This window comes from Polyangium fumosum (genome assembly GCF_005144585.1).
Classification (GTDB): Bacteria; Myxococcota_A; Polyangia; order Polyangiales; family Polyangiaceae; genus Polyangium; species Polyangium fumosum.
In genome coordinates this window covers 41,745-66,510 of sequence record NZ_SSMQ01000055.1, presented here as the reverse complement: position 1 = coordinate 66,510, position 24,766 = coordinate 41,745, and the positions used below count along the sequence as shown (strand labels likewise).

Below are 24,766 nucleotides of genomic sequence, written 5' to 3'. Positions count from 1 at the left end.
ACTCCCGGGGAAAACGCGACAAAGGAGCGCCATGTTCGGCCGGATCGCCGGCAACGTCAAGCGGGGCCGGCCCTCCTTATCCGGCGCGTCAATCGTGCAGGGGCAGATCGATCCCGTCGCCGTCCTCGGCCACCATCACGGGCGTCCGCTCCCCGAGCTCCTCGCGCGCCTGGTCGAGCAGAATGTCCGGATCCCGATCGTATCGTGTCGACAGGTGCGTGAGCACGAGCCGCCGCGCGCCCGCGTCGCGCGCCACGAGCGCCGCCTCCCGCGCGGTCGCGTGCCGCGTGTCCCGCGCGCGCGCCTGCTCCTGATCACCAAACGTCGCCTCGTGCACCAGCACGTCCGCCCCTTCCGCCGCGCGTGTCGTGCCCTCGCAAGGCCGCGTATCGCCCGATATCACGATCCGCCGCCCGGGCCGCGGGGGGCCCATCACCTCGCGGGGCGTGATCGTACGCCCGTCCCGCAGCCGCACCGCTTCGCCGCGCTGCAGCTTGCCGAAGAGCGGCCCCTCGGGCACGCCGGCCGCGCGCGCTGCGGCCGCGTCGAACCGGCCGGGTCGTGGATCCTCGATGAGCGCGTAGCCCACGGAGGCAATGCGGTGATCGGTCGCGAACGCCTCGATACGATACCCCTCCCCGCGGAAGACCACGTCGCCCGGCTCGGCCTCGGCGATTGTCACGGGCAGGGGCGCTTCCTCGGCGCCGAGGCAGATCACCTTCGGCAGGAACGTCGCGGCGTTCCGGGGGCCGATGAGCGCGAGCGGCTCGGTGCGGCCGAGCATGCCGAGCGTCCGCAAAAATCCGATGATGCCGAGGTAATGGTCGGCGTGGAAATGGGTGAAAAACACGGCGTCGAGCGCGAAGCCCGTCCCGTAGCGGATCATCTGCCGCTGGGTGCCCTCGCCGCAGTCGAAGAGGAAGCTCTGCCCTTCGCGCTTGACGAAGAGGCCGGACAGGTTCCTGTACGCGGTCGGGGCCGCGGCAGAGGTTCCGAGGAAGGTGAGGCGGAGGCTCGACATGGGGGTTTCGGGGCCGTCGTTCGGATCGTCCGCGCGCATCCCCCATCGAACGGATGGTTTGTCGCCGGACCGACCGGACGAACGTACCACGCGCGCGGGCCCCTGCCATCCTGCGTTTCAGTGTTACGGCGTGGACGTGATCCGGTCCGGGTCGCCGAGGAACTCGAAGTGCATCGTGTCCTCGAGCCGGTCGTGCCCGAGCCAGTAGAAGCCGTAACGCTCGAAGGTCTCGATCCAGCAGCGCGGGAGCTCGGCGCGCTCGTACGCGGTCGCCTCCCGCTTGCGGCACGCCGGGTGATCCGGGAAAGGCTCCACGCAGCGGCAGCACGGGTTCCGCTCGGGATCGATGTCGATCGCGATCCCATAGAGGTGGTTCGAGACCTCGCCGTTGTGGAATGTGTTCTTGCCGCGCACGCCGAGCAGGCGCTTCGGCTCGTAGGGGGTATGGCCGCAGCGCGTCGAGATCGCTTGCTCCACGCAGCGCAGGGCCGGCACGATCCGTCGGTTCACCTGCACGGGCAGCCCGAGGAAGCGCACCTGCTCGATGTTGTCGGCGGCCACGTGCTCGTTCCATTCGAGCGGCGCCGTGCCAAAGGCCCTTCCATACCGCTCCGTCCGGAATCGGAGCGCCCGCGTCTGCATGTCGATGCGGGCTTTGCGCTCCTCGGCCGGTATCCCGTCCTGGAGCGCGTAGTTGCCGCGCACCAGGAACGGCAGCGGCTTTTGCTCGTTGCAGGAAATTCCTTCCAGCGGCACCTCGGGCGCGCTCGACGCGTGCGCCGCCGCCGCGACCGCCAGCGCGAACACGAGCCCGAGCGCCACGTGCCCAGGCAGGGCGCGACGCAGGGCGCGGCGGTCGTCGCGTGGTTCGATCACGAGAGCACGAGACTACCAGAAAGAAATAACGAGCGAGCGCCACGGAAGCCCCACTTCGGACATATCCCGTCCGATTCGTACCCGCGTGGACGGGGGGCGCGCGCCCTGGTATCCAGTCGTGGCGCATGATTCGGCTCGAACTCGCCGGCGTTCACACGCTCCTCCTGTCGCCGCTCTGCGCGCGTTGCCCGCATGGGCGCGCCGGCTGCTGCGAAGCCCCGCCGGCCGTGGCTTGGGCCGACATCGGCCGCATCGTATCGCTCGGCGGCCGTGATTTCTTGCTGGCCGAAATCCACGAAGGCCGCCTCGTCCCGCAAACGCGTGGCCTCTCCATTCGACGCGCCCCGCCGAGCGGGCCCTTCCCCGAGCGATGCGGCTACCTCGGCGAGGCCGGCTGCGTCCTCCCGCCCGATCGCAGGAGCGCCACGTGCAACTATTACCTTTGCGACGAGGCCTTCGCCGCGGCGGAAAACGAGGGCGATCCACGGGTCCCACGCGGCCGTAAGATGCACGATCGGCTCACGACGCTCTTCGGCCGCTGGGACCTCGAGCTCGCCGAGGCGATCGGCGCGCGATATCCGCGCGGCGCGCCCTGGGACGCCGAATTCCTCGATTGGCTCGGCGCCGAGCTCACGGCGCGCGTGCGCAAGGCGCGGATGTAGGGAGCCGGAGGTCATCGGAGCACAAGCGCGGCCCTTGCCGGGATGCTATCCCTCGGCCGCCGTGAGTCGATCGCCCATCGAGTTCCCCGAAGAGCTGCCCATCTCTGCGCGCGTGCGCGACATCGCGCAGGCGATGAACGACCACCCTGCCGTGATCATCGCGGGCGAGACTGGCTCGGGCAAGACCACGCAGCTCCCCAAGATCGCGCTCGCCATGGGCCGTGGCCTCCACGCGCGGATCGGCGTCACGCAGCCGCGGCGTATTGCGGCCACGAGCGTCGCGGCCCGCGTGGCCAAGGAGCTCGGCGTCGACCTCGGCAAGGAGGTCGGTTACAAGATTCGTTTCGCCGACCGGACAAGCCCGTCGACGTACGTCCGCTTCATGACGGACGGCATCTTGCTCGCCGAGATCCAGAGCGACCCGCTCCTCCGCGCCTACGACACGCTCATCGTCGACGAGGCCCACGAGCGCACGCTCAACATCGATTTCCTCCTCGGTTACCTCAAGCGCATCCTGCCACGCCGCAAGGACCTGCGTGTCGTCGTCAGCTCCGCGACGCTCGAAACCGAGCGATTCTCGGCGTTCTTCGACGGCGCGCCCGTCATCCAGGTCTCGGGCCGCACGCACCCGGTCGAGGTCATCCATCGGCCGCCTCGCAAGGAAGAGACGGAGCTCGCCGAGACGGTCGGCAATACCATCGAGGAGATCACCGAGCTCGACCCCCGCGAGGACATCCTCGTCTTTTTGCCCGGCGAGCGCGAGATCCACGAGACGATGGACGAGCTGCATTCGCACGGCCTGCCGCACACCGTCGTCCTGCCGCTCTACGGCAGGCTCCCGCAATCCGAGCAGCAACGCGTCTTCACCCCCTTGCCGCAGCGGCGTATCGTCCTCGCGACGAACGTGGCCGAGACCTCGCTCACGATCCCCGGCATCGTTTACGTCATCGACGCCGGCCTCGCCCGCGTCAATCGGTACCATGCGCGTTCGGGCGTCACGGCGCTCCAGATCGAGCCCATCTCGCGCGCCAGCGCCGAGCAACGCAAGGGCCGCGCGGGCCGCATCCGCAGCGGCGTCTGCTTCCGCCTGTACGAAGAGCGCGACTTCGAGCTGCGCCCGGCCTACACCGATCCCGAGGTCTTACGGGTCGGCCTCGCGGGCGCCATCTTGCAGATGAAATCGCTGGGCATCGGCGACATCCGCGATTTCCCCTTCCTCGACCCGCCCCCGCGCCGCGCCGTGGACGAAGGGTATCGTGTCCTCGAAGAGCTCGGCGCCATCGACGAGGCGGGCGAGCTCACGGACATCGGCAAAAAGCTCTCGCGGCTCCCCCTCGATCCGCGCCTCGGCCGTATGGTCCTCGGCGGCGAGGCGGAGGGCGCGCTCCGCGAGGTCCTCGTCGTGGCGTCGGCGCTCGGCATCCAGGACCCGCGCGAGCGTCCCCTTTCCGCGCAGAAGCAGGCGGACGAGGCACACCGCAAGTTTCGTGACGAGCAGAGCGATTTCGCGGCCCTCGTCAAGCTCTGGCACGCCTACAAGCAGGCCGAGGCGCGCCTCTCGAAAAACCAGCTCCGCAAATGGTGCCGCGACAACTTCCTCTCCCACCTCCGCATGCGCGAGTGGAGCGACATCCACCAGCAGATCTCCCAGATCGTGCGGGAGATGGGCTTCCGCGTGGAGGGCACGCAGGGCGACGGCGGCGACGCCGTGCACCGCGCCATCGTCCCGGCGCTGCTCAGCAAGATCGGCATGTGGAGCCAGGAGGCCAAGGCGTATGTCGGGGCGCGACAAACGCGATTCCAGCTCCACCCGTCGAGCGGCTTATCGAAAAAGCCACCGGCGTGGATCATGGCGGCCGAGCTCGTCGAGACCTCGCAGCTCTTCGCCCGCACCGCGGCGCGCGTCGACCCCGGCTGGCTCGAAGAGGCCGGCGGATCGCTCTGCCGCAAGCACCACAGCGACCCGCACTGGGAGGAGAAACCCGCGCAGGTCATGGCGCGCGAGCAGATCTCGCTCTACGGCCTGCCGATCGTCCGGGACCGGAAGGTCCATTATGGCCCGCTCGACCCTGCGGCCTCGCGCAAGATCTTCCTCACGCACGCCCTCGTCCGGCAGGAATACGCGACGAAGGCGCGCTTCATGGAGCACAACAAAAAGCTCTTCGACGAGGTGAAGCGGCTGCGGGACAAGGCGCGCAAGAGCGACATGCTCGCCGACGACCATGCCCTCACCCTCTTCTTCGAGGAGCGCGTCCCCGAGGGCATTTACAGCGGCAAGACGTTCGAGGCCTGGCGCAAGGAGGCCGAGGCGGAGAACCCGCGCCTGCTCGAGCTCTCGCTCGCGGACGTCCTCCAGGGCGAGGCGGACGAGCTTACGCCCGAGCGATTTCCTGACACCCTCTCGCTCTACGGCACCAAATTGCCGCTCACGTACCGCTTCGACCCCGGCGAGGACGACGACGGCGTCACGATCACCTTGCCCCTCGCGCTCCTCCCGCAGGCGGATCCGGCCGTGCTCGAATGGACCCTCCCCGGCTGGCACGCCGAAAAGATCGAATGGCTGCTCGACGCGATGCCCAAGGCCGTCCGCAAATCGGTCGGCGGCGTGAAAGAGCTCGCGGCCGAGCTCGCGCGGCGCCATCGCCCCTTCGAGGGCCCGATGCTCGAAGCCCTCGCCCGATCGATCCAGGAACGCACGGGCGTGCGCGTGCCGATGGACGCGCTCCGCCCGGACGAGCTCCCGCCCTTTTTGCGATTCTATTTCCGTGTCCTCGACGAAGAGGGCCGCGTCGTGGGCGAGGGGCGGGACCTCGCGGCGCTCAAGGAGCGATTCGCGAAACGCGCGCGGGATGCCTGGGCGGGCGCGTCGAAGGCCACGCTCGAACGCGAGGGCCTCACCTCGTGGAGCTTCGAGACCTTGCCCGAGGAGGTCCGTATCGAGGTCGCGGGGCGCAAGCTCGCGGGGTATCCGGCGCTCGTCGACACGGACATGTCGGTGGCCCTGCGCGTGCTCGCCTCGCGCGAGGCGGCAGATGTTGCGACACGCGGCGGTTTGCGGCGGCTCTTTCTCCTGCAAATGAGCATGCCGATGAACAAGATGGAGCACCAGGTCTCGGCGGCCGTCGCCACGGGCGCGCTCGCCGAACGCGCGGGCGCGGGCGGCGTCCCGTTGCGCCGGCAAATCGTGCTCCGGGCGCTCGACGACGCCTTTGGCTTGAACGACGCCGGCCGCTTCCCGCGCACGCGCAAAGACTTCCTCGCGCGCCTCGACACCGGCAAAGTCGAGCTCGCCGCCAGCATCTCCCGCCTCGGCAAGCTCGCACAGGAAATCGGGGCCGAGCTCTCCCGCGCGGAACAGGCGCTCCGAGCGCTCTCCGGCAAACCCGGCGCGCCCCGCGCTGCGCTCGCGGAAATCCGAATGCAGCTCGACCACCTGATCCCGCCGGGCATGTTCCTGCGCGAGCGGGTGGAGCGCCTCGCGCATTTGCCGCGGTATCTTCGTGCCGTGCAGATCCGGCTCGAACGCATGCCGAATGGCCCGCAGAAGGACCAATCGAAGGCCGAGCAGGTCTTACCGTTCTGGAAAAACTACCTCGACCACCACGAAGGCTTGCGGGGGCGTGGTGTCCCGGGGGAGGACCTCGACACGTACCGATGGCTCATCGAGGAGCTTCGCGTGTCGCTTTTTGCTCCGGAGCTAAAAACCGCTGTGACGGTGTCGCCACAGCGGCTCTCGGAGTTCTGGCGGGTGTTATCGGGCTAAGGGGGCGGATCAGGCCGGCGTGTTCGTCGACGCCGGCGCCTCGGCCTCCTTCTTGTTTTTCTCGCGCGCGGCCGCGGCCTTTTGCCCCGTCGCGAAGTGGTACTCGAGCAGCGCCTCGAACGGCGCGGCCACCTCGGCGCCCTTCGCGGACCTCTCGGCCCGACGCCGCACCTGATGCGCCATCTCGCCGAGGCGATAGGCGATCTCGTGCGCCCGCACGAGCCGCGTCTCGTGGAGCAGCTCGAGGAGCTTCTCGACCGCGGGGAGCACCTCCTCGATTCGCTGGAAGTCCTGCCAGAGCGCGCCGAGCTCCGCGACCTCGACCTCGCTCAGGCCGGCCTGCTGCCGGGCCGCCGGGTCTGAAAGGAGCAGGGCCGCGATGGCCCCTGCGTGCCCATCGCGGAGCTTGCTCAAGTGGGCGACGTGGTCGGGCGTGATATCGACGAGCTCGATGTCGCTGAGGTCCATGGTGCGGTCGCCGGCCTTGGGATGCTTGGGATCACTCATGAGGAGGGTCTCCTCTTCCTTGCGGGAAGGGTGAGGGTTCTTCGAATGTGGCCTCGACGCGGATTGCGTCGCGGTCGAGGGAAAGAGTAGCAATAGGTATGCCAGGGTCGGAGGAGGGGTGAGACGGTGGTGGAGAGGGTCGTTTCTCACGCCACGACGGGTGCGTTTTTCGTGGGGAGGATGGGGGTCCTGACGGGCTCCGGTGGGCTCCGGGCGGGAGGGGGGACGAAGCAGTATTTGTGAATGATTTCGATGGTCTGTCGGGGGAGGGGGACGCGGGGTCGGGGAGGGGTTTGCGTGTCTCCGAGGGGGGTCGTACCCACCCGCGGGAGGGTCGGAATCGTCGGGAGGAGGGTGGCGGCAGGGCGCTGACGGGGACCGGACATGTCCAAGAATTTGTCCGGATTTGTCCAGATTTGTCCGGACATCTTGGGGAGACGGTCGACGCTCTCTTCGGGAGGGGTGGGACCCTCTTGGAGGAGGGTCGTGAGGGGGGTGGAGGAGGGTCGTGAGGGGGGTGGGGGAGGGTCGCTGGGAACTTCCCACCCCGTCCGGCTACTCTACCCGTCGGATGTCCCGCCGCGCCTTGGCCACCGTGATCCTCTCGGTCCTCGGCCACGGCCTCTTCCTCGGCTTCGGCGCCCCGCGCATGCGGGAGGCGCCCCGGGCGATCGCCGCGTCGTCTGTGACCTCGCCGATCACCTCCACCGCCGAGGCCCTCGCGCGGCAAGAGCGCACGCGTGAGGCCCGCCGGGCGCTCGTCGAGGCCGCGCGCATCGACCGCAAAAAAGGCCGCCTCGCGCTCGGCCGGTTTCTCCTCGAAGCCAATCGCATCGACGCCGAGGAAGCCGGCGAGGAGCTCGACATGGCCGAGGCCCTCGTCCGATACGAAGATCGCCTCTCCCGGTTGCGTGAAGCCCTCCGCGAGGGCGACCCCGTCACGCTCGCCGTGCCCTGGGCCTACGAGGACATCAAATATTACGGGCAACCCGGCGGCCGCATGGCCGATGCGCTCCTCGACGGCGGCGGGTCCTGCGAGCAGGTCGCGCAGCTCGTCGTCGCGTCCGTATTCGACGTCGGCAGGCCCGCCGAGGTCGCCTTGCGGTTTTATGGAAAGCCCATGACTGACGGCGTCGCGCACCTCGCGCCCATTGCAATCCGTGGCAAAGAGGAGCACGACCTCATGGCCGGCACGCCCGCGGCCCCGGGCGGCAGCCGAATCGCGCCCGACGAGCTCGTCGAGGTCTACGCCCGCGTGCACGGCCTCGCCCCGCCGATTCCTACCGCTCCCGGCGGGGGCGGCGGAGCCGGCAAAGAGGCGGCCCCCCCGGCCTCGGCCGAGCCCACGGACGCGGCCCCCTCACGCCCCTCCCTCGCCGCCGGGTTCCCGCCGAATGCGGACGCCTACCCCGGCACGCTCCCGCTTTATGCCGTGCGCGCCGTGAAACAACCGGGCGAGGCGGGCGACGTCCTCGAAGACCCGAGCTTCGCCGCCGAGGGCGCGCGCCATTGCGCTTATTTCCTCCGCATGGCCTCGCTCAGCCCGCCGACGATCGAGGTGGAGCAAAGCGTCTCGTTCGAACCCTTTCCCACGCCACGGCCGCAGCGCCTCGAACGCGAGGCGTTCCTTTTGCGCGTGGCCCTGGACCTCGCGAAGAGCCCCCAGGCCGACGACGCCGATCGGCTCATGAGTTTTGCTTGCCTCACCGCGCTCGGCGAGGTCGCCGGCACCGATTTCACCCTCGCGGGCGAGCGGCGCCTCGCGCACGCGGCCGTGGCCACGGGCAAACAGGCCCGGGAGGCGGGCGAAAAGGCGCTCGCCACGATGCGCTGGTCGAGCGAGGAAGGCGCGCGGATCGCCAAGCGCATCGAGACCGAATATGCGGGCCGGAGCTGGGTCCTCCTGTTTTTGAAGGGCGGCGGCGACGTCGTCCTCGACCTCACGTTGCGCTCGCCGCGGGAGAGCTGGGGGCGCGTGAATGCGCTCGGGGCGCTCGTGCTTTTCCCCGAGACACGTCTCCGCGCCATCGAGGCCACGGCGACGTTGTCCCCGCGCGATCAGGTCGAGGTGATGCACGAGGTTTTCCACGCGCACGACCACCTGAGGCCCTGGGCCACGAATTTCGACCTCGAAGCGCCGCCGAACGCCTCTCCGACCGTGCAGCGGTTCGTCCGCGCCTATCGTGTCTTCCGCGGCTTGGCCTTCCGACTATGGGAAGGGCAACGCGAGGCGGGCGAGACGCTCACCGCATTACGCGAGGAGGCGCGCGCGGCGGGCCTGGACCCGACGTGGGAAGCGGCGATGCTCGATTACCACGCGCGCAACGTGCTCGGCCTCTACGCCCAGCGGCCCGCGGGCTTCGAGGTCGTGGCGGCGCTCGTCGAGGCGACGCGGTGCAACCTCGATCCGTCGCTGGATCCTCTCCGCAAGCAGCTCGCCTACATCACGGCCGAGGGGCGGCTCGACGCGCGTACGTTGGCGGATGCGTTTCGGATGCGGTGACTCAAAGCGAAATCCCCGCCGCCGCCAGCAACGCATCCCGCCCGAGCGCCCCCGCCTCGTCGATCGGATAATTGTCCCTCTCCACCCCGAGCGCCCGGATCGCCGTCACATCCGCGCTCCCCTTCACGGTGTACCGCAACGTCGGCGTCCTCCGCGCCTCGTCGACCACGCCGGGCACCAGTGTGAAGGGGATGGCCACCGGCACGCGCACGATCGTCGATTGGCCCGCGGCGAGCCACTGGTTCGGGCTGTAATCGATCGACGGCAGCGCGTACTTTTCCGCGAAGGTCACCGTCACCCGTACATTGCGGATCTCGATGTCGAACGAGTTCGGGTTGTCGACCGTCATGTACACGTCGAGCCCGATCCCCCGCAGCGACGCGGAGCGCAGCTCGGCATGATGCAGCCGCAAGGTCGGTTTTTCTGTGGCGCACCCCGCGGAGCTGAGGGCGAGGGCCGTGACGAGGAGCAGGCGGCTGTGGAGCTTCGTCATCGTTTGCCGGGGCGAGGATAGATCAGGTTCACGGATCCAGGCGGAAAAAAGCTCCCTCGCTCGCAGCCCGCGCCACGTCGCCCCAGGTCGCGTAGGTCGAAAGAGGGGCGCCGTTCGGGGCGATGCGCAGACGGGTGTTGCAGCAGCGCCGCTCGCGTGTGATTTCGCCGAGCGTCGCCGTCGAGACGCGGAATTCGGGGTGGACGCCGACGATCGCGACCGTTCCCCCGAAACCCTTCTGCACGGCTGCGAGGACCGGCAAGAGCGTGGCCATGGCCGTCTCCGCCGGGGCCGCGATCATGACAAGCGGATCCGCGGGATCCCTTTGCAGGATCTGCCGGGAAAGCTCGCGCTTGTTTTGCAGGATCTTCGTCAGCTCCGCGACGTCCGCCGCGCGCACGCCGTCGATATGGAGCCTTTCCACGTCGATCACGTAGGGCGTGTCGCTGCTCGCGTCACACGGGCCTGCGGGCGGAAGCGAGGCGGCCGGAGGGGTCATCCCTTCGGGACAGGATCCTTCGGCGGCGCTGGGAGGGGCCAAGGGGTGGGCCGCGTCGTACGCCATTCCGCGCGCGCCGATCCACGCCGCGAGCCCGAACGCGAAGACGGCGGCGCCGATTGCGAGCGCCGCCTCGGGGTCACGCGCGTCTGGTTCCGTCGTTTTTCGCCTCGAAACCACGACGAGGAGACCGCTGCCGAGCGTCGCCAGCGCGACGAGCCCCATGCGGACGTTCGAAGACGACCCTCGCGCGTCCTCCAGCCCCCCATGGAGGCACGCGGTTTTCGCGGCCGTGCCGAAATCCCTGTGCGGGTGGCACGCGAGGGCCACCTCCTCGAAATGGTAAAGAATGCCCACGCCCGTCACGAGGCCGAGCGCACAGACGAACGCTGCCGCCGTTGCGGAGGTCCGCCGTATGCCCGCGCGCCGCGCGAGGAGGAGAAGGGCCGCGCCCGAGAGCGCGCAGACGAGCACGAGCGCACAGCCGAGCGTGTCCCACGCCCCGAGCATGTCCCCGAGGGCCCTCGACCTCGCCAGGTTGACTTTCACGAAGGGCGGGACGGGATTGGGGTGGAAGATCGCGCGGTGCGCACCCGCAATGACACGCGACGCTGCAAACGCGCCCAGCGCGAACGTCCCCAAGGTGAGGGCCGCGAACGCCCTCGTGGCCCTCGTGGCGCCACGCCGCCACGCAAAAAGCGCAGCAACGAGGAGCGCGAGCGCGCTGATCCCCGCGACGGAGAACGCACCGAGCGCGATCGGGCCGAATGGCGTCGCGTGGCGCAGGGACAGGACGTTCTCCAGGTGATTCATCATCGCCACTGGAAAGAGATCAAGAGCGCCTCGTAATCGGCGGCGTCGAGCACGGCGAGGCACGCGAGGGCGACGCCCCAGAGGGCGAGGAGAGCGGGAGCGAGGTCGCGTTTCATGATGCGTCGGACCCGGGGCGCCGGGGTGGATTGGGCCGGCCCCCTCCCGGGCAGCGTACCCGATGTCCGGGATCGTGTCCGGGCGCATCCGCAGGGGTCTCCGTCAAACTGCGCAAAAAGAGAACAGGAGACACCGATGCCTTCCCCCAGCCATTACCTCGTCATCGACCTCGAAGCGACGTGCTCCGAGGACGGATCGATCCCGCGCGAGGAGACCGAGATCATCGAGATCGGCGCCGTGCTCGTCGAGGCCGAGACCTTGAAGACCGTGCGCGAAATGCAGACGTTCGTGCGACCGATCCGCCACCCGCGCCTCACGCCGTTCTGCACGAAGCTCACGACCATCACGCAGGCCGACGTCGACGCCGCGCCCCGCTTCCCCGCGGCCATGGGAAAACTCCGCGACTTCCTCGGCCGCGACGCCGCGCTCTTCTGCTCGTGGGGCAACTACGATCGCAATCAGTTCGAGCGCGACGCGCGACGCCACGGCATTCGCCTCCCGCTCGGCAAGGACCACTGGAATCTCAAGGCGGCCTTCGCGCGGAAGCACAACGACGGCCGCGAGATCGGCGTCGGCCAGGCGCTCCGCAAGCTCGGCCTCTCGTTTCAGGGCACGCACCACCGCGGCATCGACGACGCGCGAAACATCGCGCGGATCCTGCCGTACGTGCTCGGCGGAGGAAAAGAACGCGCTTGACACGCGCCGCGGCATGGCATTCTCTTCCGCGCTGCGCGGGCGCATGAAACCCATCGACGTCGGCATCATCGGCTGCGGCACCGCGGGGAGCGCCGCGGCCCTTTTTCTCTCGCGGGCGGGGCATCGGGTCACGGTCTACGAGCGCGTGCCCGACCCGGGCCCCGTCGGCGCGGGCGTCATGCTCCAGCCCACGGGGCAAGCCGTCCTCGGCGTGCTCGGCCTGCGGGAGGCCGTGCTCGCCCGCTGCACGCCCATCACCCGCATGATCTGCCGCACCGCCGGTGGAAGGCAGCTCTTCGACCTTCGTTATGGCGACATCCCCGGTGATCACGTCGGGTATGGCCTCCACCGCGGCGTCCTCTTCGAGCACCTCTTTCGCGCCGTGCGCGCGGCGAACGTGGACTTGCGGCTCGGTGTGAGCGTCGAGAACCTGGAGAATGCAGGAAGAGGCCGCGGCTTGTATTTCGTCACGCCCGAGGGGGAGCGCCTCGGGCCACACGCCGTGTGCGTCGTCGCCGACGGGGCGCGCTCGCAGCTCCGCGACGACACCACGATAGGCAAGCGCATTCGCCCCTATCCGTGGGGCGCGTTGTGGTTTGTCGGGGAGGATCCCGGTGGCGCGTTCCGGGGCGCGCTCGCGCAGGTCGTGCGCGGGACCGAGCACATGGTGGGCCTCTTGCCGACGGGGTTCGGCCCGGGGGAAGGACCGGCCACGGACAAGGTCAGCCTCTTTTATAGCCTTCCCGTCGCGGGCCTCGACGCCTGGCGTGAAGCCGGGCTCGACGCGTGGAAAAGCGAGGTACGCGCGCTCGCGCCGTCCGCCGCGCCGGTGCTCGATCAGATCGACTCCGCCGACGAGGTCCTCTTCGCGCGTTATCACGACGTCTCGATGTATCCGTGGAACGACGATCGCGTCGTCTACCTCGGCGACGCGGCGCACGCGATGAGCCCGCAGCTCGGCCAGGGGGCGAACCTCGCGTTATGGGATGCGATGGTCCTCGCGGAGGCGCTCGCGGCGCACGAGTCCTTGCCCATCGCGCTCGACGCGTATTCGCGCGCCCGCCGCTCCCACCTCGATTATTACCAGTTCGTCACGCGCTGGCTCACCCCGTTTTTCCAGAGTGACCTCGCGCCGCTCGGCTGGCTGCGCGACCTCGGGTTTCCCCTCGCCACGGCCTTGCCCTTCCTGCGCCGCCTGATGGTGCGCAGCATGTGCGGGATCGCCCAAGGAATCGGGATCGACGCGCCGGTCCTCTTGCCGGCGCCCGATCCCGTCCCTCGGCTCGGCCCCGCCGCCTGACGATCACTTCGGCGCGTCGATCACGGCCACCGTCCACTGCGGGCTGACGTATTGCGCCGTGATGCTCTGGCCGGGGATCCAGAACGCTGGCTGGCTCGGGTCCTGTGTCCCCGCCGCAAGCTTTTCCCGATCGAGCGCGGTGATCCAGAGCTGCTTGCATTGCCTCTGCCCCTGGACGAGCCCGCACGCGGGGGTGTTCTGCGGGGTCAACTTGTGCCCGTACGGCCGCTCCGACGCGTAGGCGAGCCAGACCCATTTCTTCCCGACCGAGGGCGCCCATTGCGACCACGTGCTGCTCCAGACCTTCTCCGGGCCGTTCGGCGCGCCCCGGCCGAGCTCGAGCACGGTCCCGTCGCTCCGCCGCACGACCGCGATGCGGCCCGAGAGGTTGATCAGCGATTGTTGCGTTTTGATCGACCACCACCCGTCGGCCCGCGTGAACGAGATCGCCGTGCCGTCGGGCGAAATGCTCGGCAGCACGTTGTTCTCGCCCGTATCCGGGTTCGTCCCCGCGGCCGGGGGCGCGGCCACGAGCACCTTGGGCGTGCCGAACTGGAACGAACCATCGGCCATGTATTTCACGGACATCTCGACGATCGAGCCGAGCACCGTGTCGTCGCCGAGGAGCCGCACGTAATTGGAGTTGTTGTCGTACGCGGTGAACACGACGAAATCACCGCCCGGCGACCAGTCCGGCATCAGGGTCGCGTGGCCCACGGCCGTCGGAAGCTCCCCGATCGCCTCGACGAGGTTGTTCGCGATGGGCTGGTTCGTATCGGGATCGACGAGCAGGAGGCGTACCGTGCCCGGCGTGTTTTGCGGGACGTTGTCCGGCGACGTGTAGATCATCGCGGGCCGCGTATTGTCTTCGAGCGGATTGAACGCGGCGTACGTCCCGCGGACGGCGGGGCTCGGCGAGATGGTGGAGGCATAAAGCTTCTGTGCATCGTCATAGGCGAGCGCGCCGAAATTGAAGTTGCCGCCGTCGAAGCTGTAGGCGAAGCGCTTGCCGTCGCGTGAGATGCGATGGCAGCCGGAGCAGGGCTGCCCGGACGAGAGCGCGGGGCTGTTCGTCGGCAGCGGCACGTCCGTGCCCTTGATGATGTCGAGCACGCGGAAGCTGCCCGTCGACGATTGCCACACGTAAATGGCGCTCTCGTCGATCCCGTCGGAGGCGACGGTGAGCGAACGCGGGCTGCCCGCGCGGACCATGGCATTCGGCCCGAGCCCGTCGACCGAGAGGCTCACGGCCACGTCCGGGCTCGACTGCGCGACCTTCGTCCACACGTCGGCGGGGAATGCGAGTTCCCGCCCGGTCGTGAACAACGTGATGTCGAGGATGTCGGGGCTCGTGATGCGGACGCGATAGACGTTGCTATCGGCGCCCGGCGTCCATTGCGCCTCGATGGGCGGCAGGTTCGCCGGCAGCACGACGCCGTCCTCGGGGTATTCGAGGGCCGGGGCCTTGGACGGATCCGGATCGGCCGTGGCAGCGTCGAACGAGGCCTTCGTCGAGGCGTCCGTGCCCGGGAGGAAGACGTCGCCGCGGAGCGTCAGCGTGAGCGACGCCTCGGCCGTCACGCCGTCGTACGTCGCGAAGACCTTCGATTTGCCGCCGAGCCCTTTCACCGAGACGTTGCCGCCGACGACATCGGCAAGCGCGGGGTTTCCCACGAACCATTCGACTTCGCTCGTGACATCGACCTCGTCCTCGCCTTCGCGTTTTGCATAGGCGCGGTGCGGGAGGGCGGGGGCCGTGCCCGAGAGGTCGAGCGTGAGGGTGGTCTCGGGCGGATCGATGCGGAGCGTGACGGCCGCGGGCGCGTCTGCCCCCGCGTCTTCGTTCGCGCCGCCGGGTCCGGTGCCGGTCCCCTGCGTATCGGAGCAAGCGGAGGCGGCCGCGCCGAGGACGGCGAGGCCGAGGGCGAAGAAAAAAGCGTGTCGAGGGCGAAGTCGCATGCAGCGAGGATACACGAGATCCAGGGCACGCGGGGAGAGCGTTGCAACGTTCTTGGCCCTTCCTCCGCGCGTGTGCCAATCACCTCAGGACCCTGTCACAGCGGAAGGAAGAGCCTTGATTCGACCCATCGCCGTCCTCGTCGCAGGTATGCTCCTTTCGAGGCCGGGGATGCCGAAGGACGAGGCGGACCGTTATGCCCGTGTCCTCGCCGAGGTCGCGGCGGCGCGTGGCTTCGACCCGCTCGTCGCCGTGGCGATCGTGCATTTCGAGACGCAGTGGCGGCCCTCGCTCGTCTCGGCGGACGGGGAGGATTACGGCCTCGGGCAGGTGCGCGCCCGATTCGCGGGCGCCTGCCGCGAGGACGCCGATCCGGTGAACGCGCCGAGCGAGGCCTGCCAGCGCGTGAAAGACTCGCTGCTCGACGGCGCGACGAACCTCCGCCGCATGGGCGGGATCATCGCGGCCAACATGGAGTTCTGCAAGGCCAAGACCGGCAGCGCGAAGACCGAGCGTTGGCTCTCGGGGTACCAGGGGTATGGCGATCCCGAGCGCGGGCGCTTCTGCGAGCCGGGCGAAAAGACGCGGATCGTCATCGATTACTACAAGGGACTCGTCGCGAAGCTCGCGCCGCCGCCCAAGCCGGCGCCGCCGAAACCCGCGCCGAAGCCGAAAGCCACGCGTCCTTCATCGCCGGATCACGGCGCGGAGCCCACGCGCGCGGCGCGGCCGTCGCGCCCGGAGCTCAGCGTGAAGACGGTCGCGGCGAAGAAGAACGACGGGACGAAGAAAGCGTCACGCGCAAAGGCCGGCAAGGGGAACACGACGCGGCCCTCGCAAAGGAAGACACGATGACCGAGATCCTCAAGCTGTCGGGACCAGGGAAAAATGCGCTTTCGAGCGTCATGATGCGCCACGTCCTCGAAGGCCTCGACAAGGCCGCGGGCGCGCCCGTCCTCCTCACGGGCGAGGGCGACGCGTTCTCCGCGGGGCTCGATTTGAAGGAGGTCCTCTCGCTCGACACAGGCGGCATGGTCGCCTTCCTGCGCCTGCTCGAGCAATGCATGACGACGCTGTATTTGTACCCGGGGCCGACGATCGCCGTCGTCAACGGTCACGCGATTGCGGGCGGCTCGGTGCTCGTCGCTTGTTGCGACGTGCGTATCGCGACGAGCAAGCCGACCGCGAAGATCGGCCTCAACGAGACCGCGCTCGGCCTTCGATTGCCGCCGCGCATCCTTTCGATCCTGCGGCGTCGCCTCCCGCCCCAGCACATCGACGAAGTTCTCCTCGGCGCGGGCCTCTTCGATCCCGAGAAGGCCCGGCGCCTCGGTCTCGTCGACGAGGTCGCCGACGACCCGTACGAGGTCGGCCTCGCTCGCCATGCGGCGCTCGCGAAGCATCCCGCGGAGGTATATGCGCAGACCAAGCGAGACCTGCGCGGCACGGCGGACGACCTCTACCCCGAGGCCGATCACGCCCGCGCTGTCGACGAGAGGCTCGCCTCCTGGACCTCCGACGTCGTGCGCATGAAGGTCCTGTCCGCGCTCAAGCGCTGAGCGCGCATTTCAAGGAGACAGCCCGCCTGCCGAGGTCGCCTCGATCGAATCGGCGAGGGCGCATTTCTCCAGCCCGATCTCCTTCGCTTTCGCGCGGATCATCTGCGCCTGCTCCTCCGGGCCCTTCACGCTGACGAGCGTACGAAATTCGATTCCGTCGGGATTCTCGATGTGATCGGCGAGCCACGTCGTCCGCTGTTGCCCGATCGCGAGGGGATCCTCCTCCGCCGTGAGCCCGGCGCGTTGATCGACCTCGCACATGAGCTTGACGGCGTCGGCGAAGGTTTGTCCGGTATGCGGAGCGGCCGGGGGCTCCGGGGCCTGGGAGGCGCAACCGACGGCGAGGGCGATCGAGAACGAGGCGAGGATCCGGGAACGTTTCATGCCGCATGGACACGGAAGCCCCGGCGGCTTTGGGTGTCGTCAGACCGCGGGCATCGCCGCCGCGGGGACGGACGCCTGCCGGACGGGCTTCTCCGCCTCGGCGCGCTTCACGCCGCGCAGCATCGACGTCTTTCCCACCGCGATGTCGACCATCTTCTTCACCCGCGAAAAGACGCTCTCCTGCACGTAGGGGATCCCGTACTTCTCGCAGAGCGCCTTCACCTTCGGCTGCACCTGCCGGTATTTCAGCATCGGGATGTCGGGGAAGAGGTGGTGCTCGATCTGGTAATTGAGCCAGAGGTGCGCGTAATCAACGAGGTCGCCGCCCGTCTGGAAATTCGTCGAGCCGATCACCTGCCGCACGAAAAACTCCGCGCGCGAGGCCGGGCGGTCGTCGAAGCGATAGAGGTCGTCGCCCGTGTGGTTCGGGACGATGACGCAGAACGTGTGCAGGTTCGTGATCGCCTCGGCCATCAGCGAATTGCAGAACGCGCTGAAGACGCCCCAGGGGCCGAGCGGGAGATAACAGAGCGGGAGGAGCCCGAAATGGATGCCGGCATAAGGCAGGTAGCACTTGAGCCAGAGCTCCTGCGTCTCGCCCTCCTTCGAGGGGGCCACGCCGTCCCGCTCGGCGTGGCGCGCGCGATAGACCTCGAGCGTGCTCGGCGCATAATACGAAGCCCGCCAGGTGAGCGCGAGGGCACCGAGGAGCCCGTAACGGACCGGCATGGAATGTTCGCGCAGCCCCTCGGTGTTGCGCTCGACGAGGTCCCGATCGTCGAGCTCACCGGTGTAGGAGTGGTGCAGAACGTTGTGCTCGTAAATCCACGCTTCCGGCAGAATCCAATCGGACCAGTCAAGAAATCGCCGCTTTCCGCGGGCGAAGACCTTGCTCGTGTACTGCGACGGCACGCCCGGCACCTTGTCGTAACCACGATGACCGATGTGGTGCATGAGGATCCATCGCGTCGATCGACCGAGGCTGAGCAGCAATGCGCTCGCGGGGTTCGGCGCGAGTCCCGCGGTGAGCAAGCCGAGCGCGGTGCAGGCGCGCCCCCAGCGTTCGAACTTGTAGAGGTGCCGCAGATCGTCCTCCCCGAGCGCGTCGTCGATTTCGCGCCGCAAGGCCTTGATGTCTGCGTGGAATGCTTCGAGGTCGATCTTGGAGAGGTCGAAAGGAAGGGGCTTTTGCATGGCGTCGGGCGGCTCGCTTTAGCACCCTTCCCATCGGACGGGAAGCGCCGTAAGCTCGCGCGGCGATGAAGCGGAGAGGCGTCCTGAAGGTCGGCGCGGCGCTCGCGGTGTCCCCACTTTCGTTTTCGGGAGAAGCGCGGGCTTGTGACGGGCACGGCAACTGGGAGACGCTGCCACCCGAGAAGGCGCCCGAGAAAGCGGCCGTTTGCGAGCGTCTCGTCGCGAGGATCGGGCGAAATCACGGGCACGCCTTCACGATCGTCGCCGCCGACGTGCTGGCGGGTGTCGACAAGACGTATGACCTCACAGGGACGTCCGGCCACCCGCATACGGTCACGGTCACCGCCGCCGATTTCAAGAGGATCGGCGCGGGGCAAATCGTGCGCCTCGCGTCGAGCCGGGAGGGCGGGCACATCCACAGGCTCTTCCTCGAATGCGCCCCGGCGGTGGACCCGCCCGAGCGCGTGAATGCCTGCGAAATCGAGGTCGCCGGCAAGGACGAGCACGAGTTCGTCATCCCGGACGCCCACGTCAAGGCGAAGGTGGAGCGGACCTACGACATCCAGGGCCTCGCGGGGCACGTGCATTCGGTGACGATCACCGCCGCCGATTTCGAGGATCTACTCCGCGGCAAGCAGGTGAAGCTCCCGAGCTCCCGAGGCACCGACGGGCATAACCACCTCGTGTTCATCCGGTACCCCCGAAAGGGGTGAGATTGCGGAACGAACGGCGCGTCCGCGGGCGGGAATGCGGGCGTCGGGTGTGGGCCTACGGGATCTCCTTCGTGGACTCCGACGGCTGCGCTCGATGCATCTGACACTTGGCATTCGGGGAAAGGCGCCTTTATGTCTTCCTTGGATGCGATCCAAGGGCTCTCGGCGAATGCATGGATTCGGGGAATCCGAGGTTCGTGTGTCTGGAGGGGGACGTATGAAGAGGAATTTGAACGTTCAGGTTGTCGCGGATTCGGGCTTCTTCTGGGAAGTGCCGTCTCGGCCCAGGCCGCGCCCGCGCCGGTGGGCGCTCCGAGCGAATCGACGGCGGCCCAGCCGCTGGCGGAGAGCGCCACGGTGGTAGTTGCAGCTCGCTGCGGGCGTGAATTCACGTCCTGCAACACGAATTGCACCCGTCGTTGCGTCCAGGGGCCCCGGTATCGCGAGTGTACCACGAAGTGCGACCGTGACTGCCGCACACGTTTCTGCAGGTAGAGCAGGAATGTGAGGGGCGGGGCGGGCGTACAGGCCCTCCGCCATGTCGCTCCGCTCCCGCCTCGCATGGGCTGCACCTCTCGTGGCCGCGCTCGCCGGCGCGTGCACGAGCGCCCCGCCCGCTGCTGCGCCGAAGACCGCACGGACCTCTGGTACAGACGAGGCGCAAACGCCCGGGGCTGCGCTCACGTCTCCCGCTCGGAATGGCGCACCTCGGCCGACAAACGCGTGCACGCGGCGCCACACCCATTCCATTCCCCGCCCTGAATCACCAGTCCGTCAAGGCAGTACCGTGGCCCTGGTAAGACAGGCCGATCGGACGATCGCCTACGTCGCGGACGCCGATCGGCACGCCCTTCATACGGTCGATATCGACGGCCGGTCCCTCCTCGCGACGACGCCCCTCGCAGGCGCGCCCTCGCAGCTCGTCGTACTCGCGGACGGCCGGGTCGCCGTTTCGCTCCGCGATTCCAATCGTGCCGCCCTCCTCGAACCCGCACCCGCGCCCGAGGAGAAGCTCGCGCCGCTCTGCGAAGCCCCGACGCCGAGCGAGCCCACGGGCCTCTTCGTCACCCCGAACGAGGCGACGATGTTCGTGGCGAGCGGCTGGGGCCGTACGCTCACCGCATTCGTCGTCGACACCCTCGACGTCCGTTATGCCGTGCCTTTGCCGCGCGAGCCCCGCGCCATTTACGTCGAGCCCTCGGGCCGCCGCGCCTTCGTCTCCCACGCCATCGGCGACCAGATCTCGATCGTGGACCTCGAGGATCCGCTCCACGTCCTGCGGTCCGTTGATCTCCGTCGCCACAATGGCGAAACCGCCTCCCGCCGCACCGGCCAGGGATTCGTCCTGACCGCGCTCGTCGGGACGAACCCCGAGCGCGTCACGCGATTGCTCGCGCCGATGGTGAGCGTCGACGAGGACGCGGGCAGCATCTCCACCGAGACGTATGGCTCGCGATTCCTTGCCGCCGCGCCCCTCGTCGCCGTCGTCGATACCACGAGCGAATCCCTGCTTGGTCGAGACCTCTCGGTCCTCGGTGGCCTCGACGACGTCGGCGGCCCTGAAAAAGCCTGCACCTTGCCGCGCACCGCCGCGCTCGTCGGTGATCGCCTCCTCCTCGGCTGCCTCGGCGTCGACGCCGTCCTCGAGCTCGACGCCCGCGCGCGCGACCCCATGCATTTCGAGCGTCGCCGATTCCGTGTCCCCGCCGGGCCCATGGGCGTCGCGGCCGAGCCTGGGCGCGAGCGCGCCGTCGTCTGGTCCCAGTTCGCCGCCGCCGTGAGCGTGCTCGACCTTCACGAAGGCGCCTCCACCAAGCCGGTGGTCGAAGTCGTCGTCTCGAAGGATCTCCCTCCCGGCCTCACTGCCGTGGAGGCGCGCGGCCGGATCCTGTTTCACGCGACGAACGATCCGCGCATTTCGGGCGACGGCCGTGCCTGCGCGAGCTGCCATATCGACGGGCGCGAGGACGGCATTACCTGGCAAACGCCCGAGGGACGGCACCAGACGATCATGCTCGCGGGGCGCATGAACGAGGGCGCGCCGTTTGGGTGGCGGGGCGAGACGACCACGCTCCGTCACCACGTCGGTCGCACGATGAAGCGCCTCGCGGGGCGGGGCGTCTTTAGCGGAGCCGATTTTGCCGATCTCGACGCGCTCATCGCTTATTTGAAGGTCATGCCCGCGCCCGTGCGCGCCGAGCCCAATGAGGCCCGTCGCGCGCTCGTAACCCGCGGGCGCGAACTCTTCGACGATCCGCAGCAGGGCTGCGCCACCTGTCACCCGGGCGGCGGCACCGACCGCGCCGCGTACGACGTCGCGCGCTCGCCTTTCCGCATTCCTTTTGATACGCCCTCGCTCCGGTTCGTCGGGGGAACGGCGCCTTATTTCCACGACGGTCGTTATGCCACGCTTGGCGACCTCCTGCGCGGCGTGGACGGCACCATGGGACATACCGGTTCGCTCTCGCAGGACGGGCTTCGTGCGCTCGAGGCGTACCTGGAGGATCTGTGATGAAACGAAGCTCCGTGTTTCCGGCCCTCGCCCTCGCGTTTGCCATCGGCACAGCCGTGACCCCGGCGCGGGCCGAGGAGCCTTATCGATTCCAGGACATCCGCCTCGCCGAGATCCCGAGCCTCGAAGCCGAGTCCGCGGTCGTCTGGGAAACCAAGCATTACGACACCTTTGGCGACCCCAGCCCGCTGCCTGACGTCGAGCGCTCACGCCCCGCAGCCGACTGGAGTGGTTTGCCCCGGCCGCGCCTGACCAACGAAAAGGGCCATGCCGCCGTGGTGCGGCTCCGGAACCTCTATCATCCCGACAGCCACCAATCGAACCAGTGGCTCCGATATCTCCAATCGGACGACGCTTCCCCGATCGCCATGGCGTGCGGGCCCGACATGGGCGGGCCGCGGGGCGTCGACACGTATCTGCTCGAAGCGTCGCGCCTGGAGGGGCCGCGCTACACGGTCGTCGAGACCTGGCTCGATGGAAAGACCTGCAAAGGCCTCGCCCTCCGGCAGTATCAGACAACCGTAAAACCCCTCGCGGGCGGGCTCGCGTATGCCTATCGCACCCGTTGCGCGACCTGCTCACCTGCGCAGAGCGAGACCCTCCACGTCGTCATCCCCACGGCCATGAGCTCCAGCGCCACCGGCGGATTTCGATACTGGACGTATCTCATGGAGCATCTCGAGCTGCCCCTCGGCCCTGGCACCTCCGGCAGCTTGCGGGCGGGTATCGAGGCGGGCAGCATCCGCGCGTGGAACCGGGTTGTCCCGCGACCGCTCCCGATCGCCGACGTCGAGCTCCGCATCGAGACGAGCTTCGCCCTCGGCGAGGACGAGCCCACGATCGTCCTGGCTATACGCGCCGCGAACATCCTGCCTTTGTAGGCTTTCAATCGACGCATGGGCCGTGATAAGGTCCTCGTCATGTCAAACGTCGTTCACTTCGAGACGAACCACGGCTCCTTCGAGATCACCCTCGACCCCCAGGCGGCGCCGCAGACCGTCGCCAATTTCCTTCGTTATGTCGGCGAAGGCCACTACGCCGAGACCATCTTCCACCGCGTCATTCCGGGCTTCATGGCGCAGGGCGGGGGATACGACGCGACGTACGAAAAGAAGCCCACGCACGCGCCCGTCACGAACGAGGCCGACAACGGTCGGAAGAACACGCGCGGCACCGTCGCCATGGCGCGCACGAACGACCCGCACTCGGCGACGGCGCAGTTCTTCGTCAACGTCGCCGACAACGCGTTCCTCGACCACACGGCGAAGAACGGCTCCGGCTGGGGATATACCGTCTTCGGCGCGGTGACCGCAGGGATGGACGTCGTCGACCGCATCGTCTCGCAAAAGACGGGCGCGCAAGGCCCGTTCTCGAAAGACGCGCCGCTCGAGCCCGTCGTCATCCACTCCGCCCGCGCTCGCTGAGCCTCGTCCTCCCTGCGCGGCGTCTCTGGAGTACATCTGCCTACACGTCTCGCGCCGTCTCCATCGTAAATCGAATTGTTTCAATGTGTTACGAGATTGTCTGAACGTGTTCAGATTTTCTCTTGACCGGCGAAGTGTCTGTGCCTAACATCTGAACATGTTCAAATTTGGTCTCGCCGGCGACCTCCGGTGAGCCAGTGTGTAGGAGAAGACACCATGGAAACCACGATGATGGATGCGGCGTCGTATCTGATCCCGGTGTATGCGGCGTATGCGGTGACGAGCGTCGGGCTGACGGTGGGGCTCGCGCGGACCTTGTTTCGCAGCGGCGCGGTGTTTCTCACGGACGTCTTCAAGGACAACCCCGGAATGGCCGAGGCCGTGAATCGGCTGCTCGTCGTCGGCTTTTACCTGCTCAATTTCGGGTATGCGTGCCTCATCATGAAGGCGGAGCGCGCGACGGACATCATCTCGGCCATCGAGATCCTCGCCGCCAAGCTCGGTCTTTTGCTCCTGTCGCTCGGCGTGATCCATTTCGGCAACGTGTACCTGTTCCACCGCATGCGCCGCCGCGCGCAGATGGCCGTGCTGCCGCCCCCGGTCGTCCCTCAGCTCAAGATGATGCGCGCGGGCGCCGAGTGAATGCGCCTCCCACGGGAGAACGAGGAGGAGGTGTCCCCGTGAAGCGGCTCACGGTCCTTTATGACGAAACCTGCGCGCTCTGCGTGCGTTGCCGCGATTGGCTCCTCACGCAGGAGGCGTATGTCGAGATCGAGCTCCTCGCCTGCGGCAGCGACGAGGCGCATTGGCGATATGCCGGAGTTCCGTGGCTCGGCGAGGAACTCGTCGTGGTGAGCGACGAGGGCGACGTGTGGGCGGGAGCGGCCGCGTTCCTGCTCTGCTTGTGGGCGCTCGTGGAATGGCGGCCCTGGTCGTATCGCCTCTCCGGCCCGACGTTCGCCCCGCTCGCGGAGCGGTTCTTCCACGCGCTGTCCAGCAAGCGCCGCACGATCGCCGCGTGGATCGCGCCGGACGATTGCCCCGGCGGGAGCTGCCGGGTACGGTACGCGGGAGGGCATTACCGATGACCACCCGCAAGCGCCGTCCGAGCGGCGAGGCGAGCCGCGAGCACATCCTTTCGATCGCACTCGGGCTCTTCCGCGAAAAAGGCTTCGACGGGACCACGATGCGCGACATCGCCTCCGCCGCCGGCCTCTCGCTCGGCGCTGCGTATTACTGGTTTCCTTCGAAGGAGGCCCTCGTGCTCGCGTATTACGCGCGCCAGCAGGATGCGCATGCGGAGGCGGCGCGGGGCGCCCTCGAAACCATGCCCGATCTGCGATCGAGGCTCGGCGCCGTGATGCACGCGAAGATCGACATGCTGAAGGACGACCGCAAGCTTCTTCGCGCCATTCTGCGGAGCACGCTCGGCGCGGATGAGCCGACCTCGGTCTTCAGCGAGGAGACGTCCGATGTGCGCCGAAAGGCCATCGCCACGTTCCACGACGCGATTGGAAAGGACGAATCGATCCCCGAGGACGCGCGGCCGCTCTTCGCGCAGGCGCTCTGGACGCTGCACCTCGGCTTGCTCCTTTACTTCGTGAGCGATACCTCCGAGGACCAGGGGAAGACCCGCGCGCTCGTGGACGGCTCGCTCGACCTGGTCTGCAAGCTCGCGCCGCTGCTCGCGTCCCCGATGCTCGGGCCGATGCGCGCCGAGATCGCGGCGCTGCTTCAGAATGCGGGGCTCTTCGCGGCAAAGAAATGACGGAT

22 protein-coding genes are annotated in these 24,766 nt (G+C 68.3%); 14 read left to right on the top strand and 8 right to left on the bottom strand.

The window, feature by feature from the left end; all coding sequences use genetic code 11:
• Positions 1-88 precede the first annotated feature (88 nt).
• Together rnz and E8A74_RS37490 are read right to left on the bottom strand one after the other, a co-directional pair.
• Positions 89-1,021, bottom strand: a complete 933-nt coding sequence (rnz, locus tag E8A74_RS37495; protein ID WP_136933899.1) for a ribonuclease Z — start codon at positions 1,019-1,021, stop codon at positions 89-91.
• A 123-nt stretch (positions 1,022-1,144) separates the two neighbouring features.
• A complete protein-coding gene (locus E8A74_RS37490; RefSeq protein WP_136933898.1) occupies positions 1,145-1,897 on the bottom strand; it encodes a M15 family metallopeptidase in 753 nt (250 codons plus the stop codon).
• Positions 1,898-2,022: 125 nt separating this feature from the next.
• Here E8A74_RS37490 and E8A74_RS37485 point away from each other — a divergent pair, with 125 nt between their 5' ends.
• Both E8A74_RS37485 and hrpA read left to right on the top strand, forming a co-directional pair.
• Positions 2,023-2,559, top strand: a complete 537-nt coding sequence (locus E8A74_RS37485; RefSeq protein ID WP_136933897.1) for a hypothetical protein — start codon at positions 2,023-2,025, stop codon at positions 2,557-2,559.
• 61 nt (positions 2,560-2,620) lie between these two features.
• Positions 2,621-6,322, top strand: a complete 3,702-nt coding sequence (hrpA, locus tag E8A74_RS37480) for an ATP-dependent RNA helicase HrpA (RefSeq protein WP_232379928.1) — start codon at positions 2,621-2,623, stop codon at positions 6,320-6,322.
• A gap of 9 nt (positions 6,323-6,331) precedes the next feature.
• Here hrpA and E8A74_RS37475 read toward each other — a convergent pair whose 3' ends face one another.
• Positions 6,332-6,829 carry a hypothetical protein gene (locus E8A74_RS37475; protein ID WP_136933895.1) on the bottom strand — a complete coding sequence of 166 codons (498 nt, stop codon included), beginning with the start codon at positions 6,827-6,829 and terminating at the stop codon, positions 6,332-6,334.
• A gap of 571 nt (positions 6,830-7,400) precedes the next feature.
• On the opposite strand from E8A74_RS37475, the gene E8A74_RS37470 reads away from it, so the two are divergent.
• A complete protein-coding gene (locus tag E8A74_RS37470; protein WP_136933894.1) occupies positions 7,401-9,332 on the top strand; it encodes a cation:proton antiporter in 1,932 nt (643 codons plus the stop codon).
• A gap of 1 nt (position 9,333) precedes the next feature.
• Here the strand turns inward: E8A74_RS37470 and E8A74_RS37465 are convergent, their stop codons facing one another.
• Complete coding sequence (locus tag E8A74_RS37465) at positions 9,334-9,825, bottom strand: LEA/WHy family protein (protein WP_136933893.1); 492 nt, start codon at positions 9,823-9,825, stop codon at positions 9,334-9,336.
• 28 nt (positions 9,826-9,853) lie between these two features.
• Positions 9,854-11,140 carry a hypothetical protein gene (locus E8A74_RS37460; protein WP_136933892.1) on the bottom strand — a complete coding sequence of 429 codons (1,287 nt, stop codon included), beginning with the start codon at positions 11,138-11,140 and terminating at the stop codon, positions 9,854-9,856.
• A gap of 249 nt (positions 11,141-11,389) precedes the next feature.
• Here E8A74_RS37460 and E8A74_RS37455 point away from each other — a divergent pair, with 249 nt between their 5' ends.
• Together E8A74_RS37455 and E8A74_RS37450 are read left to right on the top strand one after the other, a co-directional pair.
• Entirely contained in the window at positions 11,390-11,950 is a 561-nt protein-coding gene (locus tag E8A74_RS37455; RefSeq protein WP_136933891.1) for a 3'-5' exonuclease, read from the top strand.
• Between the two features lie 13 nt (positions 11,951-11,963).
• Positions 11,964-13,250: an FAD-dependent oxidoreductase gene (locus E8A74_RS37450; protein ID WP_136933890.1), complete on the top strand. Its 1,287-nt coding sequence runs from the start codon at positions 11,964-11,966 to the stop codon at positions 13,248-13,250.
• 3 nt (positions 13,251-13,253) lie between these two features.
• Here E8A74_RS37450 and E8A74_RS37445 read toward each other — a convergent pair whose 3' ends face one another.
• A complete protein-coding gene (locus tag E8A74_RS37445; RefSeq protein ID WP_136933889.1) occupies positions 13,254-15,209 on the bottom strand; it encodes a TolB-like translocation protein in 1,956 nt (651 codons plus the stop codon).
• A gap of 115 nt (positions 15,210-15,324) precedes the next feature.
• Here E8A74_RS37445 and E8A74_RS37440 point away from each other — a divergent pair, with 115 nt between their 5' ends.
• Complete coding sequence (locus tag E8A74_RS37440) at positions 15,325-16,062, top strand: hypothetical protein (RefSeq protein WP_136933888.1); 738 nt, start codon at positions 15,325-15,327, stop codon at positions 16,060-16,062.
• Positions 16,059-16,766: an enoyl-CoA hydratase/isomerase family protein gene (locus E8A74_RS37435; RefSeq protein WP_136933887.1), complete on the top strand. Its 708-nt coding sequence runs from the start codon at positions 16,059-16,061 to the stop codon at positions 16,764-16,766. Before E8A74_RS37440 ends, E8A74_RS37435 begins: the two co-directional genes overlap by 4 nt.
• Positions 16,767-16,775: 9 nt before the next feature.
• Here the strand turns inward: E8A74_RS37435 and E8A74_RS37430 are convergent, their stop codons facing one another.
• Together E8A74_RS37430 and E8A74_RS37425 are read right to left on the bottom strand one after the other, a co-directional pair.
• The gene (locus E8A74_RS37430) at positions 16,776-17,150 is read right to left on the bottom strand and encodes a hypothetical protein (protein WP_136933886.1); all 375 of its coding nucleotides are present in this window, start codon (positions 17,148-17,150) and stop codon (positions 16,776-16,778) included.
• A 39-nt stretch (positions 17,151-17,189) separates the two neighbouring features.
• Complete coding sequence (locus E8A74_RS37425) at positions 17,190-18,344, bottom strand: fatty acid desaturase family protein (protein WP_136933885.1); 1,155 nt, start codon at positions 18,342-18,344, stop codon at positions 17,190-17,192.
• A 65-nt stretch (positions 18,345-18,409) separates the two neighbouring features.
• On the opposite strand from E8A74_RS37425, the gene E8A74_RS37420 reads away from it, so the two are divergent.
• The 7 genes from E8A74_RS37420 to E8A74_RS37390 all read left to right on the top strand — a co-directional run bounded on the left by E8A74_RS37420 (position 18,410) and on the right by E8A74_RS37390 (position 24,761).
• Entirely contained in the window at positions 18,410-19,057 is a 648-nt protein-coding gene (locus E8A74_RS37420; RefSeq protein ID WP_136933884.1) for a hypothetical protein, read from the top strand.
• A 787-nt stretch (positions 19,058-19,844) separates the two neighbouring features.
• Complete coding sequence (locus E8A74_RS37415) at positions 19,845-21,569, top strand: cytochrome C peroxidase (RefSeq protein WP_136933883.1); 1,725 nt, start codon at positions 19,845-19,847, stop codon at positions 21,567-21,569.
• The gene (locus E8A74_RS37410) at positions 21,569-22,450 is read left to right on the top strand and encodes a PH domain-containing protein (protein WP_136933882.1); all 882 of its coding nucleotides are present in this window, start codon (positions 21,569-21,571) and stop codon (positions 22,448-22,450) included. Before E8A74_RS37415 ends, E8A74_RS37410 begins: the two co-directional genes overlap by 1 nt.
• A gap of 39 nt (positions 22,451-22,489) precedes the next feature.
• Positions 22,490-22,993: a peptidylprolyl isomerase gene (locus tag E8A74_RS37405; protein ID WP_136933881.1), complete on the top strand. Its 504-nt coding sequence runs from the start codon at positions 22,490-22,492 to the stop codon at positions 22,991-22,993.
• A gap of 216 nt (positions 22,994-23,209) precedes the next feature.
• Positions 23,210-23,635 (top strand): hypothetical protein, encoded by a 426-nt coding sequence (locus E8A74_RS37400; RefSeq protein WP_211365538.1) that lies wholly within the window; start codon positions 23,210-23,212, stop codon positions 23,633-23,635.
• Positions 23,636-23,673: 38 nt separating this feature from the next.
• On the top strand, positions 23,674-24,081 hold the full coding sequence (locus E8A74_RS37395) for a thiol-disulfide oxidoreductase DCC family protein (protein WP_136966181.1): 408 nt from the start codon (positions 23,674-23,676) through the stop codon (positions 24,079-24,081).
• Complete coding sequence (locus E8A74_RS37390) at positions 24,078-24,761, top strand: TetR/AcrR family transcriptional regulator (protein WP_170229661.1); 684 nt, start codon at positions 24,078-24,080, stop codon at positions 24,759-24,761. The genes E8A74_RS37395 and E8A74_RS37390 overlap by 4 nt, the downstream gene beginning before the upstream one ends.
• The last annotated feature ends 5 nt before the right edge of the window (positions 24,762-24,766 follow it).

Coding starts and splice junctions, on each gene's coding strand:
- E8A74_RS37460 (WP_136933892.1), bottom strand. CDS start 11,140: ATGATGAATCACCTGGAGAACGTCCTGTCCCTGCGCCACGCGACGCCA.
- E8A74_RS37420 (WP_136933884.1), top strand. CDS start 18,410: ATGAAGCGGAGAGGCGTCCTGAAGGTCGGCGCGGCGCTCGCGGTGTCC.
- E8A74_RS37400 (WP_211365538.1), top strand. CDS start 23,210: ATGGAAACCACGATGATGGATGCGGCGTCGTATCTGATCCCGGTGTAT.
- E8A74_RS37405 (WP_136933881.1), top strand. CDS start 22,490: ATGTCAAACGTCGTTCACTTCGAGACGAACCACGGCTCCTTCGAGATC.
- E8A74_RS37465 (WP_136933893.1), bottom strand. CDS start 9,825: ATGACGAAGCTCCACAGCCGCCTGCTCCTCGTCACGGCCCTCGCCCTC.
- E8A74_RS37435 (WP_136933887.1), top strand. CDS start 16,059: ATGACCGAGATCCTCAAGCTGTCGGGACCAGGGAAAAATGCGCTTTCG.
- E8A74_RS37485 (WP_136933897.1), top strand. CDS start 2,023: ATGATTCGGCTCGAACTCGCCGGCGTTCACACGCTCCTCCTGTCGCCG.
- E8A74_RS37450 (WP_136933890.1), top strand. CDS start 11,964: ATGGCATTCTCTTCCGCGCTGCGCGGGCGCATGAAACCCATCGACGTC.
- E8A74_RS37455 (WP_136933891.1), top strand. CDS start 11,390: ATGCCTTCCCCCAGCCATTACCTCGTCATCGACCTCGAAGCGACGTGC.
- E8A74_RS37390 (WP_170229661.1), top strand. CDS start 24,078: ATGACCACCCGCAAGCGCCGTCCGAGCGGCGAGGCGAGCCGCGAGCAC.
- E8A74_RS37410 (WP_136933882.1), top strand. CDS start 21,569: ATGAAACGAAGCTCCGTGTTTCCGGCCCTCGCCCTCGCGTTTGCCATC.
- E8A74_RS37475 (WP_136933895.1), bottom strand. CDS start 6,829: ATGAGTGATCCCAAGCATCCCAAGGCCGGCGACCGCACCATGGACCTC.
- E8A74_RS37470 (WP_136933894.1), top strand. CDS start 7,401: ATGTCCCGCCGCGCCTTGGCCACCGTGATCCTCTCGGTCCTCGGCCAC.
- E8A74_RS37425 (WP_136933885.1), bottom strand. CDS start 18,344: ATGCAAAAGCCCCTTCCTTTCGACCTCTCCAAGATCGACCTCGAAGCA.
- E8A74_RS37430 (WP_136933886.1), bottom strand. CDS start 17,150: ATGAAACGTTCCCGGATCCTCGCCTCGTTCTCGATCGCCCTCGCCGTC.
- rnz (WP_136933899.1), bottom strand. CDS start 1,021: ATGTCGAGCCTCCGCCTCACCTTCCTCGGAACCTCTGCCGCGGCCCCG.
- E8A74_RS37445 (WP_136933889.1), bottom strand. CDS start 15,209: ATGCGACTTCGCCCTCGACACGCTTTTTTCTTCGCCCTCGGCCTCGCC.